A 13,958-nucleotide genomic window follows, 5' to 3' on the forward strand; every position below is an offset into this window, starting at 1 on the left:
CCCCCCGTCCGTATCAGGTTCACTCCGACAATCCCGTTCAGGATGACGTTGGAGAGCCTTGATGAGCACCAAACAACAACTAAAAAATTTGAGCGAAAGCGCTCAGGTCGATCAGCAATCGGTACAACCCTTCACCCGCTCGCAGAAGATTTATGTACAGGGCTCACGCCCCGACATCCGCGTGCCGATGCGCGAGATCAGCCTCGACGTCACCCCGACCGACTTTGGTGGCGAGATCAACGCCCCGGTGCTGGTGTACGACACCTCCGGCCCCTACACCGACCCCACCGTACAAATTGACGTGCGCAACGGCCTGGCCGATATCCGTTCGCCGTGGATCGACGCCCGTGGCGACACCGAGCGCCTGCCGGGCCTCAGCTCGCACTTCGGCCAGGAGCGCCTGAGCAACCCCGAACTCACCGCCATGCGTTTTGCCCACGTGCGCAACCCGCGCCGCGCCAAAGCCGGCGCCAACGTCAGCCAGATGCACTACGCGCGCCAGGGCATCATTACCCCGGAGATGGAGTTCGTCGCCATCCGCGAGAACATGAAGCTCCAGGAACATCGCGCCGCCGGCCTGCTCGACCAGCAGCACCCGGGCCACAGCTTCGGCGCCAGCATCCCGAAAGAGATCACCGCCGAGTTCGTCCGCGAAGAAATCGCCCGTGGCCGCGCCATCATCCCGGCCAACATCAACCACGTGGAGCTGGAGCCGATGATCATCGGCCGCAACTTCCTGGTGAAGATCAACGGCAACATCGGCAACAGTGCGCTGGGCTCGTCCATTGAAGAAGAAGTGGCCAAGCTGACCTGGGGCATCCGCTGGGGTTCGGACACGGTGATGGACCTGTCCACCGGCAAACACATTCACGAAACCCGCGAGTGGATCATCCGCAACTCGCCGGTACCGATCGGCACCGTACCGATCTACCAGGCCCTGGAAAAAGTCGGCGGGGCCGCCGAAGACCTGACCTGGGAGCTGTTCCGCGACACCCTGATCGAGCAGGCCGAGCAAGGCGTGGACTACTTCACCATCCACGCCGGCGTGCTGCTGCGCTATGTGCCGCTGACGGCCAAACGGGTCACCGGCATCGTCTCCCGTGGTGGCTCGATCATGGCCAAGTGGTGCCTGGCGCACCATAAAGAGAACTTCCTCTACACCCACTTTGACGACATCTGCGAAATCATGAAGGCCTACGACGTGTCCTTCTCGCTGGGTGACGGCCTGCGCCCCGGCTCGATTGCCGACGCCAACGACGCCGCCCAGTTCGGTGAGTTGGAAACCCTTGGCGAGCTGACCAAGATCGCCTGGAAGCACGACGTGCAATGCATGATCGAAGGCCCCGGCCATGTGCCGATGCAGTTGATCAAAGAGAACATGGACAAGCAGCTGGAGTGCTGCGACGAGGCGCCGTTCTACACCCTCGGCCCGCTGACCACCGACATCGCCCCGGGCTACGACCACATCACCTCGGGCATCGGTGCGGCAATGATCGGCTGGTTCGGCTGCGCCATGCTTTGCTACGTCACGCCCAAGGAACACCTGGGTTTGCCGAACAAGGATGACGTCAAGACCGGGATCATCACCTACAAGATCGCCGCCCACGCCGCCGACCTCGCCAAAGGCCACCCCGGCGCACAGATCCGCGACAACGCCCTGTCCAAAGCGCGCTTCGAGTTCCGCTGGGAAGACCAGTTCAACCTGGGCCTGGACCCGGACACCGCCCGCGCCTACCACGACGAAACCCTGCCCAAGGACTCGGCCAAAGTGGCGCACTTCTGCTCCATGTGCGGACCGAAATTCTGCTCGATGAAAATCACCCAGGAAGTGCGCGAGTACGCCGCCAACCAGCGAATTGAGGCGGTGGACGTCGACGTGCAGCAAGGGCTGCGCGAGCAGGCCGAGCGGTTCAAGCAGGAAGGTAGTCAGCTGTATAAGAAGGTTTAACGCGGCACAGAGGGAATGCCCTCTCCCCCAACCCTCTCCCCCTCGGGGAGAGGGGGCGGAACGGCGATGGAGCGCCAATTTTCGACTACACAAAAATCAGTCCCCTCGCCCCAGCGGGGAGAGGGCTAGGGAGAGGGGGCTGGCCCGCGAGGCAACCTCCTCTCCCTTCACCAACGCTATCCCGAGAACAACAAAGCCGTGAACACTCCCAGCACCTATTCCCCCGATCTCGCCGTCCCCGCCAGCAAGCGCGTGTTCGGCGCGCGTGATCTGTTTTCCCTGTGGTTTTCCTTAGGCATCGGCCTGATGGTGCTGCAGACCGGCGCCCTGCTCGCTCCCGGCTTGGGCCTGGCGTTCGGCCTGCTGGCCATTGCCCTGGGCACCGCCGTTGGCGTGTTGCTGCTGGCCGCTGTCGGCGTGATTGGCAGCGACACCGGTCTGGCCTCAATGGCCGCGATCAAACTCAGCCTCGGCAACTACGGCGCCAGCCTGCCGGCGGTGCTCAACCTGCTGCAGCTGATCGGGTGGGGCGCGTTCGAAATCATCGTCATGCGTGACGCCGCCAGCCTGCTGGCCGCCCGCGCCTTTGGTGAAGAAAGCCTGTGGACCCAGCCACTGCTGTGGACCCTGCTGTTCGGCGCCCTCGCCACCTTGCTGGCGGTCACCGGACCGCTGACCTTCGTGCGTCAGATCCTGCGCAAGTGGGGTATCTGGTTGCTGCTCGCGGCCTGCGTGTGGCTGACCTGGAACCTGTTCGCCAAGGCCGATCTGGCCACGCTCTGGACGCAACGCGGCGACGGTTCTCTGCCGTTCGCTCTGGGTTTTGATATCGCCATCGCCATGCCGCTGTCCTGGCTGCCGCTGATTGCCGACTACTCGCGCTTCGGCAAACGCGCTGGCAGCGTATTCACCGGCACCGCACTGGGCTTCTTTATTGGCAACCTGTGGCTGATGGGCTTGGGCGTGGCCTACACCCTGGCATTCGCGCCAAGTGGCGAAGTGAATGCCTTGCTGCTGGCCCTGGCCGGCGCCGGCCTGGGGATTCCGCTGCTGCTGATTCTGCTGGATGAATCGGAAAACGCCTTTGCCGACATTCACTCGGCAGCGGTTTCCAGCGGCACCCTGCTGAAGCTGAAAGTAGAACACCTGGCCTTGGCCATCGGCGCAGTTTGCACGCTGATCGCCTGCGTCGCGCCGCTGGCGCAGTACCAGAACTTCCTGCTGCTGATCGGCTCGGTGTTCGCCCCGCTGTTCGGCGTGGTGCTGGTGGACCACTTCATCCTGCGTAAGCGCGCCAGCGTGGTGATGCACCATGCCCTGCGCTGGTCGGCATTGGCCGCGTGGGCAGGCGGTGTGGTGACCTATCACCTGCTGGCCAACTTCTACCCGGAACTGGGCGCGACCTTGCCGGCGTTGATTCTGGCGGGGGTGTTGCAGTTTGGGTTGGGGAGCCTTGGCGCCAAGTCTATTGCTGCTCAGGCCTAAGCCAAGATCAACAACATCGCGGCTGAAGCCCCTCCCACAAAAAACTCGATCAGTGTGGGAGGGGCTTCAGCCGCGAGCTTTTAAAGATCAACCGCGGCCTGGGAAGTATTGAGGTTTGATGATGCCGTTCAGCCGCGGATACGGGATCTTCAACTCCGGATGCCCCGACGAGTAAGGCGCGATGCTGTACACGTCGTACATCAATGTCACGGCGCCAAAGGTCAGGCCGATGTTGTCGGTGCGCTGGAACGGCCAGGTAGTGGTGAACTCGGGGTCCTCGTCGAGTTTGTTGGCCATGATCCAGCCCTTGTGCGCCAACTCGGCCGCCTGCCAGAAGGCCGCTTCCTGGCCAGGCACCAGCATGTCCTGCAGGGTCAGCACTTTGTGCAGTTTGCGGTCGTAGTTGATCAGTTGGCGGCCCGGCATGCCGTGGGTGCCGCCGGTGAACAGGTAGCTCGACAACTCGATGATCACCAGGCCGTCATGCTGCTCACGTACCTTGGCCTGCAAGTAACTCGACCAGCCGGGCTCTGCGCTTTGCAAAAAGCTTTTTTCATAGCTTTGCAGGGTCGCGGGCAAGCTGGCGTCCGGGCTGTTGACGGTCATCTGTCGCAGGCGCTGATCGATCAGTGCGGTCAGTTGTGGCTCGTCGGCGAAGCTCACGGTGTCGATATTGACCAACGGGCAGTCGCTGCCCTGGCAACCGGGCTGGGTGTGTTCCCAGGCGGTACGTTTGACCTCGAGTTTGTCGCTGAAATCGGGTTGGAACAGGCTGGCGCAGCCACCCAACAACAGGGTCAGAGCGAGTGGTGTACAGGCTTTCAACACAGACATGGCATTCCTTGGCGAGCAGATTTTGTAACGGCGCCAATACAGCGCGTGTCGGCCTTCGACTGCCGTTGCAAGCATGAGTTCGGGCTTTCTGGGATTTCTCCGGGCGGCTATCCTCGCAGCCCGTCGGCATTCTTGAAAGTGGCTGCGGCGCTGGCCGAGGCAAGCTAGGATGACAGCAATCGACGTTTCAGCAACGAATGGGTAACCGATGACCAAGACCTTCACCCCAGGCCCGGACGATGTACAGATCATTGAGCGGGAAAACTGCTTCAAGGGTTTCTACAAAGTTGACCGCCTGCACCTGCGCCACCGCCAGTTCTCGGGCGAGATGGGCCCGGAGATCCGCCGCGAACTGTTCGTGCGCCACGATGCGGTGTGTGTGTTGCCTTACGACCCCAAGCACGACAACGTGGTGCTGATTGAACAATTTCGCGTCGGCGCCATGACCAAAGGCATCAACCCTTGGCTGCTGGAACTGGTGGCCGGGCTGATCGACAAGGACGAACAACCCGAAGAAGTCGCCCGCCGTGAAGCGGTGGAAGAAGCCAATCTGCAACTCGGCGCCCTGTGGCCATTGCCCAGCTACTTCCCCTCCCCCGGAGGCTCGGACGAGCAGGTGTATCTCTATGTCGGCCGCTGTGACAGCACCGGCGCCGGCGGCGTACATGGCCTGGAAGAAGAAGGCGAAGACATTCGCGTCCACGTGCTGCCTTTCGAAGACGCCCTGGCGGCGGTTCGCGACGGGCGCATCTGCAACGCGGCAAGCATCATTGCCATTCAATGGCTGGCACTCAACCGTGCCGAAGTGAGGGGACTGTGGGCGTAACCCTGCTGCGCGAGCGTTACCGCGTCGACCTGATCGAGCTGCAAGCAGCCTGCGAGGCCAACTATGCACGGCTGATGCGGCTGCTGCCGGCCATGCGCGATGAGCGTGGCTCGCGGCGTGTGGCCCTGAGCCAGGGCGAACGGTTGCTCGGTGTGCTGGCCCTGGATGTAGTCGAAGCCTGCCCGTACACCACCACCTTGAAGGTGCGCCAGGAACACAGCCTGCCCTGGTTGCCGGTACCGCAGCTGGAAGTGCGGGTGTACCACGATGCACGCATGGCCGAGGTGGTCAGCGCGGAAAATGCCCGGCGCTTTCGCAGTATTTATCCGTACCCGAATGCCGCCATGCATCAGCCGGACGAGAAGACGCAGCTAAATCTTTTCCTCGGCGAATGGCTGAGCCACTGTTTAGCCTGCGGCCACGAACTGGAGCCTGTACGTTAGGAAAATCGCCAATCGCGCCCCCTAACTGTGACCCATGCCCATATCGCGCCTTTACCGGCAGCGACCTAAACAACCATAATTCTCACCAAACCGCTCAAGGAGACGGCCTTGCCGAGCTCGTCCATTCCCTCTGCTGATTCGTCGGTGCTGCTGGTGCAGCTGTCCGACAGCCATTTGTTTGCAGAAGCGGACGGCAAGCTGCTGGGCATGGACACCCGCGACAGCCTGGAAAAGGTCATCGAGCGGGTGCAGCGCGAGCAGCCGCAGATCGACCTGATGCTCGCCACTGGCGACCTCTCGCAAGACGGCACGCTGGAATCCTACAATCGCTTCCGTGACATGACCGCCGTGCTGCCAGGCGCCGCACGCTGGTTCCCCGGCAACCACGATGAAGTGCCAGTGATGCAGCAAGCCTGCGCGGGTACCGAGCTGTTGGCACCGGTGCTGGACCTGGGCAACTGGCGCATCACCGTACTCGACTCATCGATTCCCGGCGCCGTGCCCGGTTACCTCGAAGAAGCGCAGTTGAACCTGCTGGTGAATGCCCTCAGCGAAGCGCCGGAGCGTCACCACCTGGTGTGTTTCCACCACCACCCGGTGTCCATCGGTTGCCGCTGGATGGAACCGATCGGCCTGCGCAACCCGGATCAACTGTTCGCCGTGCTCGACCGTTTCCCACAGGTTCGCGCGGTGCTCTGGGGCCATATCCATCAGGAATTCGACCAGTTGCGCAACGGTGTGCGCCTGCTGGCCTCGCCTTCCACCTGCGTGCAGTTCGCCCCCGGCAGTGAAGAATTCCAGGTCGACGACACCGCCCCCGGCTACCGCTGGTTGCGCCTGCATGACGATGGACGCCTGGAGACCGGCGTGTCGCGCGTGACCGGCATTCACTTCGTGGTCGATTACAGCATCAAAGGCTACTAACCCCCAAAGGCCTCAACGGCTTTGGTAGAGTGCGCTGCTACGGATTTTGGAGTCGCCTGCGTGCCGACCGATACCCCCACCCTACTTTATATACACGGCCTCAACAGCTCGCCGGCGTCGCAAAAAGCCAGCCAGTTGAGCGCTGTCATGCAACGCCTGGGCTGGGCCGAGCAGGTGCGCATGCCCGCCCTGCACCACCACCCGCGCCAGGCCATTGCCCAGCTGGAAGCGGCGATCATTGAGCTCGGCAGCCCGGTGCTGGTCGGCAGCTCCCTTGGCGGCTACTATGCCACCCACCTGGCCGAGCGCCATGGCCTGAAGGCGCTGGTGATCAACCCGGCGGTCAACCCACACCGGCTGTTTGCCGGCCACCTGGGCACCCAGACCAACCATTACACCGGCGAAACCTGGGAACTGACCACAGACCACGTCACCGCCCTGAGCGAGTTGGAAGTGCCGGCCCCGGCCGACCCCGCGCGCTATCAGGTATGGTTGCAGACCGCCGACGAAACCCTTGATTATCGCCATGCCCAGACCTTCTACCGGGGCTGCGCGCTGCGTATCCAGGCCGGTGGTGACCACGGCTTCCAGGGTTTTGCCGAGCGCCTGCCGGCCCTGCTGGCATTTGCCGGGTTTGCTTCAAGCACCTGGCGCGATTTCGATTTTTCCGACATTTAACGACTGACGAACGAGACCCCATGGCCCAGCAAGGTTCTAGCTCTTACAACGCAGACGCCATCGAAGTCCTCTCCGGCCTCGATCCGGTGCGCAAGCGCCCGGGCATGTACACCGACACCAGCCGTCCCAACCACCTGGCCCAGGAAGTCATCGACAACAGCGTCGACGAAGCCCTGGCCGGCCACGCCAAAGCGGTGCAGGTGATCCTGCACGAAGACAACTCCCTGGAAGTCTGCGACGACGGCCGTGGCATGCCGGTGGATATCCACCCCGAAGAAGGCGTGCCGGGCGTTGAGCTGATCCTTACCAAGCTGCACGCGGGCGGCAAGTTCTCGAACAAGAACTACCAGTTCTCCGGCGGTTTGCACGGTGTGGGTATTTCGGTCGTCAACGCCCTGTCCACCAGCGTGGAAGTGCGGGTCAAACGTGACGGCAACGAATACCGCATGACCTTCGCCGACGGCTACAAAGCCAGCGACCTGGAAGTAATCGGCACCGTCGGCAAGCGCAACACCGGCACCAGCGTGCACTTCTGGCCTGACGCCAAGTATTTCGACTCACACAAATTCTCTGTCAGCCGTCTCAAGCACGTGCTCAAGGCCAAGGCCGTTCTGTGCCCGGGCCTGTCGGTAAGTTTTGAAGACAAAGCCAGCGGCGAGAAAGTCGAGTGGTACTACGAAGACGGCCTGCGCTCGTATCTCGCCGACTCGGTAGCCGAGGTCGAGCGTCTGCCGAATGAACCGTTCTGCGGCAGCCTGGCCGGTAATAAAGAAGCCGTGGACTGGGCGCTGCTGTGGTTGCCCGAGGGCGGCGAAAGCGTGCAGGAAAGCTACGTCAACCTGATCCCCACCGCGCAAGGCGGCACCCACGTCAACGGCCTGCGTCAGGGCCTGCTGGATGCCATGCGCGAGTTCTGTGAATTCCGTAGCCTGCTGCCGCGCGGTGTGAAGCTGGCGCCGGAAGACGTGTGGGAACGCATCGCCTTCGTGCTGTCGATGAAGATGCAGGAGCCACAATTCTCCGGGCAGACCAAAGAACGTCTGTCCTCGCGTGAAGCCTCGGCCTTCGTTTCTGGCGTGGTCAAAGACGCCTTTAGCCTGTGGCTGAACCAACATCCGGAGCTGGGCCTGCAACTGGCCGAACTGGCCATCAGCAACGCCGGTCGCCGCCTCAAAGCCGGTAAGAAAGTTGAACGCAAACGCATCACCCAGGGCCCGGCCCTGCCGGGCAAGTTGGCCGACTGTGCCGGCCAGGACCCGATGCGCTCCGAGCTGTTCCTGGTCGAAGGTGACTCCGCCGGCGGCTCCGCCAAGCAAGCACGGGACAAAGAGTTCCAAGCCATCCTGCCGCTGCGTGGCAAGATTCTGAACACCTGGGAAGTCGATGGCGGCGAAGTGCTGGCCAGCCAGGAAGTGCACAACATTGCCGTGGCCATTGGCGTCGACCCCGGCGCCGCCGACCTCAGCCAGCTGCGTTACGGCAAGGTCTGCATCCTCGCCGACGCCGACTCCGACGGTCTGCACATTGCCACCCTGCTGTGCGCGCTGTTTGTACGCCACTTCCGCGCACTGGTGGATGCCGGTCACGTGTATGTGGCCATGCCGCCGCTGTACCGCATCGACCTGGGCAAAGAGATTTACTACGCCCTCGATGAAGGCGAACGCGACGGCATTCTCGACCGTCTGGTGGCCGAGAAAAAACGCGGCAAGCCGCAGGTCACGCGCTTTAAAGGTCTGGGTGAAATGAACCCGCCGCAGCTGCGCGAAACCACCATGGACCCCAACACCCGCCGCCTGGTGCAACTCACCCTCGAAGACTTCGAGATGACCCAGGAGCTGATGGACATGCTGCTGGCGAAGAAACGCGCGGGCGATCGTAAAACCTGGCTGGAATCCAAAGGGGACCTGGCCGAGGTTCTGACTTGATGCGCCAGCTGTTCGCGGCCCTGCTGCTGATAGCTGCTCCAGCCTTCGCCCACTCTGCGCCGACCGCTCCGGGAGCGGCGGCCTCGAGCACGGTGACTCCGAGCAAGCCGCAACCGGTGGCCGCCATGGACGCCGCCGAACCCGAGCAAGCGCCGGTGCCACAGCCGCCGTTCGAGGAGCTGAAACTGCTCAGCGAACAGGCGGTGGAAGGCATGCCCACCGGTAACTTGTCCGGCCTGGCTTGGTGCGGCGATGCGCTGTGGACGGTGTCGGACCGCGATGACGACCGTATTTACCGCCTCACCGCCAATGGCGCGGTGCTGAATGCCGACGTCGAAGTATTCCAGGCCCCGCCACCGCCACAAAGCCCGCTGCCCTGGGGCGTGCGGGTACGCAACTGGCTGTCCGGCATTACCCGTGGCGGTGACCTCGATTTCGAAGGCCTCACCTGCGACGCCAAGGGCAACCGCTACCTGGTCAGCGAAGCCACGTCGGCGGTGCTGATGATTCCGCCGGCTGGCAGCGGCGAGTGGCTTAACCTGCCGGTCAGTCTGGTCAACCAGGCCCGCGCTCGCGGCATGTTGCTGCACTTCAATGCGTTGTTCGAAGGCCTGGCCATCGACGCCAAGGGCGAACGCCTGTGGCTGGCCGCCGAACGTGAACGCCGTGGTTTACTGGTGCTGCACAAAATCAACGGCAGCTGGAAATGCGCCGGTGGCTGCGTGCTGATGAGCGAGGGCGGCGATGAACTGCCTCCGCCACAGATGGGCACCAAGCCCATGCCCAAGGATTTCAGCGATGTGGCGCTGTACAAGAACCACCTGTACACCCTCGAACGCCTGGCCCACCGCATCTGTCGCCGTGCCGCCGATACCGGCGAAGCCGAGCATTGCTGGTCGTTCGCCAACGAAGCGCTGACCGACGCGCGCAAGTACGACGAGCCCTGGGGCATGGCTGAAGCCCTGACCATCGACGAAAAAGGCGCGTGGATCGGCGTCGACAACGGTAACAAGGCCCGCGGCGATGGCGAAGACCGCCCTATCGTCTGGCGCTTTGCCGCACCAGCGGCCGGCTGGAGCGCCAAACCGTGAGCCAGCAGACCGTCGGTAAACGCGCCGGGCGCGTGATGTGGGTGCTGTTCTGGGGCGCCGGTCTGGCCCTGGCCACGCATTTCTTCGGCCAGTGGGAAGATAAAAAGCACAACCCCAACCAGGTGCCGACGTCCTCCCACGGTCAGGGCTTTATCGAAGTGCGTCTGGCCGGCAACGGTCAGGGCCACTTCGTCTCCACCGGCGCCATCAACGGCAACACCGTGCTATTCATGCTCGACACCGGCGCCACCGATGTCGCCGTGCCGGCCGGCCTCGCTGACACGCTGAAATTGGAGCGCGGCGCACCGGTCACCCTGAGCACCGCCAACGGCATGAGCACCGGTTACCGTACCCGTATCGACAGCCTGCAAGTGGGCGAGATCGTTCTGCATAACGTGCGTGGCATCGTCACGCCCGGCATGCAGGGCGAGGAAGTGCTGCTTGGCATGAGCGCACTCAAACAACTGGAATTCACCCAGCGCGACGGCACCTTGGTGCTGCGCCAGACGACCACACAATGAGGCACGCATGAGCGACTCTCTAGACCTGAGCCTGGACGGCGTGGAGCGACGCTCCCTGGCCGACTTCACCGAGCAGGCCTACCTCAACTACTCCATGTACGTAATCATGGACCGCGCCTTGCCGCACATTGGTGACGGCCTCAAGCCGGTACAGCGGCGCATCATCTACGCCATGAGCGAGCTGGGCCTGGACGCCGATTCCAAGCACAAGAAATCGGCGCGTACCGTCGGTGACGTGCTGGGTAAGTTCCACCCCCACGGCGACTCGGCCTGCTACGAAGCCATGGTGCTGATGGCCCAGCCGTTCAGCTACCGCTACACCCTGGTCGACGGCCAGGGTAACTGGGGGGCGCCGGATGATCCGAAATCCTTCGCCGCCATGCGGTACACCGAAGCGCGCCTGTCGCGTTACTCGGAAGTGCTGCTGACCGAACTGGGCCAAGGCACCGCGGACTGGGTGCCGAACTTCGACGGCACCCTGGATGAGCCTGCCGTTTTGCCGGCGCGCCTGCCCAACCTGCTGCTCAACGGCACCACCGGCATCGCCGTGGGCATGGCCACCGACGTGCCGCCGCACAACCTGCGCGAAGTTGCCAGCGCCTGCGTGCGCCTGCTGGACGAGCCGAAAGCCACGGTCGAAGAGCTGTGTGAACACGTACTCGGCCCGGACTACCCGACCGAAGCCGAAGTCATCACCCCGCGCGCCGACCTGCTGAAAATCTACGAAACCGGCAAAGGCTCGGTGCGCATGCGCGCTGTGTACCGCGTGGAAGATGGCGATATCGTCGTTACCGCCCTGCCCCACCAGGTTTCCGGTGCCAAAGTGCTGGAACAGATCGCCGGCCAGATGCAGGCGAAAAAGCTGCCCATGGTCGCCGACCTGCGTGATGAGTCGGACCATGAACACCCATGCCGCATCGTGATTATTCCGCGCTCCAACCGCGTGGACGCCGATGAGCTGATGGCCCACCTGTTCGCCACCACGGAGCTGGAATCCAGCTACCGGGTGAACATCAACATCATTGGCCTGGACGGCAAACCGCAGGTGAAGAACCTGCGCCAGCTGCTCAGCGAATGGCTGGTGTTCCGCATCGGCACCGTGCGCCGCCGCCTGCAGTTCCGCCTGGACAAGGTCGAGCGCCGCCTGCACCTGTTGGACGGTTTGCTGATCGCCTTCCTCAACCTGGATGAAGTGATCCATATCATCCGCACCGAGGACCACCCCAAGTCGGTGCTGATGGAGCGTTTTGCCCTCACCGATACCCAGGCCGATTACATTCTCGACACCCGCCTGCGTCAGTTGGCCCGCCTGGAAGAAATGAAAATCCGTGGTGAGCAGGAAGAGCTCGCCAAGGAACAAGCCAAGCTGCAAGCCCTGCTGGGCAGCGAAAGCAAACTGCGCAAGCTGGTGCGTACCGAGCTGATCGCCGACGCCGAAACCTATGGCGACGACCGTCGCTCGCCAATCGTCGCGCGTGCGGAAGCCAAGGCACTGTCGGAAACCGAGCTGATGCCGACCGAACCGGTCACGGTGGTGGTCTCGGAAAAAGGCTGGGTGCGCTGCGCCAAGGGCCACGACATCGACGCCACCGGCCTTTCCTACAAAGCCGGCGACGAGTTCAAAGCCTCGGCACCGGGGCGCTCCAACCAGTACGCCGTGTTTATTGACTCCACCGGGCGCAGCTACTCGCTGGCGGCGCACTCGCTGCCCTCGGCCCGTGGCCAGGGCGAGCCGCTGACCGGCCGCCTGACCCCACCGCCAGGCGCCACCTTCGAGTGCGTACTGCTGCCCGACGATGACGCGCTGTTCGTGATCGCCTCGGACGCCGGTTACGGTTTCGTGGTCAAAGGTGAAGACCTGCAAGCCAAGAACAAAGCCGGCAAGGCCCTGCTCAGCCTGCCGAACGGTGCCAAGGTATTGCTCCCGCAAGCCGTGGCCAACCGCGAAGAAGATTGGCTGGCGGCCGTGACCACCGAAGGTCGTCTGCTGCTGTTCAAGGTCAGCGACTTGCCGCAACTGGGCAAAGGTAAAGGCAACAAGATCATCGGCGTGCCGGGTGACCGGGTGGCCAGCCGCGAAGAGTTCGTCACTGGCCTGGCGGTGTTGCCAGCCGGCGCGACCCTGGTGCTGCAAGCCGGCAAACGCACCCTGTCGCTGAAAGCGGATGACCTGGAGCACTACAAAGGCGAACGCGGTCGGCGTGGCAACAAACTGCCGCGTGGTTTCCAACGCGTGGATGGTTTGCTGGTCGAAGGCTAAACCGCACGAACGGCGCGCACTACCGCTTGATGCGCGCCGTTCGCGGCCAGATCCGACCGTGTCGCCCGCTGCGGACGCTCTGCCGTGTGGCTTCGACGCACGCCGTAACGCTCGCGAGGCTGGAGTCATCGGCAGCTTTGTCGGATGATAGCCGGCCTGACCCAGTGATTTACTGCAAGCGGCTGCACGCCGCTGCCTGGATGAGATAGATGATTTCGTTGCGAATTCCCTCGCTGCTGTTGCTGACCAGCCTATTGAGCATGGTCGGTTGCGTTGCTCAGCAGCCAGTAACCCTGTACCAGCTCGACAGCGGCAACCCGAAAATGCCGGTCGCCAACAAAGGCGTGGCCGTGCTGCTGGGCCCGGTGTCGATCGCCGACTACCTGCAACAGCAAACCCTGCTGCAACGCCAGCAGGATGGCAGCCTGACCCCCGCCACCGAAGCCCGCTGGGCCGGCACCCTGGGCGCAGATATCGACCAGGTGCTGCTGCGCCAACTGGCCTCGCGCCTGGACACCCAACGCTTGGTCATGGCCCCTGGCGCCGCCGGTTTTATCCCGGACGTGCAAGTGGAACTGACCATCAGCCGCATGGATTCCGGCCCGCAACAACCGGCCGTGCTCGATGCCCAATGGCGCCTGCTCGACCGCCGTGGGCAACTGCGTGACAGCCGCCTGATTCATATCGAAGAGCCGCATCAAGGCGGCTCGGCCGACCAGGTCCGCGCGCAGAGCGTGATCCTGCGGCGCCTGGCCGAACAGTTGGCCACGGCGATCAAGCCGTTGTCAGAACAACCGATAGCCGAAGAAACCCGCAAGCCGGCGGCAGCGCCAGCACCGGCCAAGACCCCCGAGCCACCGCAGATTCCGAAGGCGGCGCCGGTACGGCAACAGACGGAAGTGTTTCGCTTCTAAGCCCCATAAAAAAACCGCTCAATTGAGCGGTTTTTTTATGTCTTTTCTCGCGCAAAAGCATCGCGGCTAATCGGAGCGCCGTACCGGCTCCTACAGGAAAGTGCGGTCA

Annotated in this window: 12 protein-coding genes; 11 read left to right on the top strand and 1 reads right to left on the bottom strand. The window is 63.1% G+C overall.

The annotated features are described in order from the left end of the window. The first annotated feature begins 61 nt into the window (after positions 1 to 61). Both thiC and cytX read left to right on the top strand, forming a co-directional pair. Positions 62 to 1,948 carry a phosphomethylpyrimidine synthase ThiC gene (thiC, locus tag C8K61_RS11230; protein ID WP_108096346.1) on the top strand — a complete coding sequence of 629 codons (1,887 nt, stop codon included), beginning with the start codon at positions 62 to 64 and terminating at the stop codon, positions 1,946 to 1,948. A gap of 198 nt (positions 1,949 to 2,146) precedes the next feature. Beyond that, on the top strand, positions 2,147 to 3,433 hold the full coding sequence (gene cytX / locus C8K61_RS11235) for a putative hydroxymethylpyrimidine transporter CytX (RefSeq protein ID WP_108096347.1): 1,287 nt from the start codon (positions 2,147 to 2,149) through the stop codon (positions 3,431 to 3,433). Between the two features lie 87 nt (positions 3,434 to 3,520). On the opposite strand, the gene C8K61_RS11240 is transcribed toward cytX, so the two are convergent. Continuing rightward, positions 3,521 to 4,267, bottom strand: a complete 747-nt coding sequence (locus C8K61_RS11240) for an RsiV family protein (protein WP_108096348.1) — start codon at positions 4,265 to 4,267, stop codon at positions 3,521 to 3,523. Between the two features lie 208 nt (positions 4,268 to 4,475). On the opposite strand from C8K61_RS11240, the gene C8K61_RS11245 reads away from it, so the two are divergent. From C8K61_RS11245 to C8K61_RS11285, 9 genes are all read left to right on the top strand, one after another. After that, the gene (locus C8K61_RS11245) at positions 4,476 to 5,093 is read left to right on the top strand and encodes an NUDIX domain-containing protein (protein WP_108096349.1); all 618 of its coding nucleotides are present in this window, start codon (positions 4,476 to 4,478) and stop codon (positions 5,091 to 5,093) included. Further along, a complete protein-coding gene (locus C8K61_RS11250) occupies positions 5,084 to 5,536 on the top strand; it encodes a DUF1249 domain-containing protein (protein ID WP_108096350.1) in 453 nt (150 codons plus the stop codon). Before C8K61_RS11245 ends, C8K61_RS11250 begins: the two co-directional genes overlap by 10 nt. A gap of 108 nt (positions 5,537 to 5,644) precedes the next feature. Next, on the top strand, positions 5,645 to 6,460 hold the full coding sequence (gene cpdA, locus C8K61_RS11255) for a 3',5'-cyclic-AMP phosphodiesterase (protein ID WP_108096351.1): 816 nt from the start codon (positions 5,645 to 5,647) through the stop codon (positions 6,458 to 6,460). A gap of 60 nt (positions 6,461 to 6,520) precedes the next feature. Further along, complete coding sequence (locus C8K61_RS11260; RefSeq protein WP_108096352.1) at positions 6,521 to 7,138, top strand: YqiA/YcfP family alpha/beta fold hydrolase; 618 nt, start codon at positions 6,521 to 6,523, stop codon at positions 7,136 to 7,138. Between the two features lie 20 nt (positions 7,139 to 7,158). Next, entirely contained in the window at positions 7,159 to 9,063 is a 1,905-nt protein-coding gene (parE, locus tag C8K61_RS11265) for a DNA topoisomerase IV subunit B (RefSeq protein WP_108096353.1), read from the top strand. A 125-nt stretch (positions 9,064 to 9,188) separates the two neighbouring features. Next, entirely contained in the window at positions 9,189 to 10,154 is a 966-nt protein-coding gene (locus C8K61_RS11270; protein ID WP_108096556.1) for an esterase-like activity of phytase family protein, read from the top strand. Further along, on the top strand, positions 10,151 to 10,675 hold the full coding sequence (locus C8K61_RS11275; protein ID WP_108096354.1) for a TIGR02281 family clan AA aspartic protease: 525 nt from the start codon (positions 10,151 to 10,153) through the stop codon (positions 10,673 to 10,675). Before C8K61_RS11270 ends, C8K61_RS11275 begins: the two co-directional genes overlap by 4 nt. Positions 10,676 to 10,682: 7 nt before the next feature. Beyond that, the gene (gene parC / locus C8K61_RS11280; RefSeq protein ID WP_108096355.1) at positions 10,683 to 12,935 is read left to right on the top strand and encodes a DNA topoisomerase IV subunit A; all 2,253 of its coding nucleotides are present in this window, start codon (positions 10,683 to 10,685) and stop codon (positions 12,933 to 12,935) included. A gap of 209 nt (positions 12,936 to 13,144) precedes the next feature. Next, on the top strand, positions 13,145 to 13,849 hold the full coding sequence (locus tag C8K61_RS11285; RefSeq protein ID WP_108096356.1) for a membrane integrity-associated transporter subunit PqiC: 705 nt from the start codon (positions 13,145 to 13,147) through the stop codon (positions 13,847 to 13,849). The last annotated feature ends 109 nt before the right edge of the window (positions 13,850 to 13,958 follow it).

This window comes from Pseudomonas sp. GV071 (assembly GCF_003050835.1).
Lineage (GTDB): Bacteria > Pseudomonadota > Gammaproteobacteria > Pseudomonadales > Pseudomonadaceae > Aquipseudomonas.

Excerpts from the sequence above, each read along its gene's own strand:
- parE (WP_108096353.1), top strand. The coding sequence starts at position 7,159 with ATGGCCCAGCAAGGTTCTAGCTCTTACAACGCAGACGCCATCGAAGTC.
- C8K61_RS11270 (WP_108096556.1), top strand. The coding sequence starts at position 9,189 with ATGGACGCCGCCGAACCCGAGCAAGCGCCGGTGCCACAGCCGCCGTTC.
- C8K61_RS11285 (WP_108096356.1), top strand. The coding sequence starts at position 13,145 with ATGATTTCGTTGCGAATTCCCTCGCTGCTGTTGCTGACCAGCCTATTG.
- thiC (WP_108096346.1), top strand. The coding sequence starts at position 62 with ATGAGCACCAAACAACAACTAAAAAATTTGAGCGAAAGCGCTCAGGTC.
- C8K61_RS11245 (WP_108096349.1), top strand. The coding sequence starts at position 4,476 with ATGACCAAGACCTTCACCCCAGGCCCGGACGATGTACAGATCATTGAG.
- parC (WP_108096355.1), top strand. The coding sequence starts at position 10,683 with ATGAGCGACTCTCTAGACCTGAGCCTGGACGGCGTGGAGCGACGCTCC.
- C8K61_RS11240 (WP_108096348.1), bottom strand. The coding sequence starts at position 4,267 with ATGTCTGTGTTGAAAGCCTGTACACCACTCGCTCTGACCCTGTTGTTG.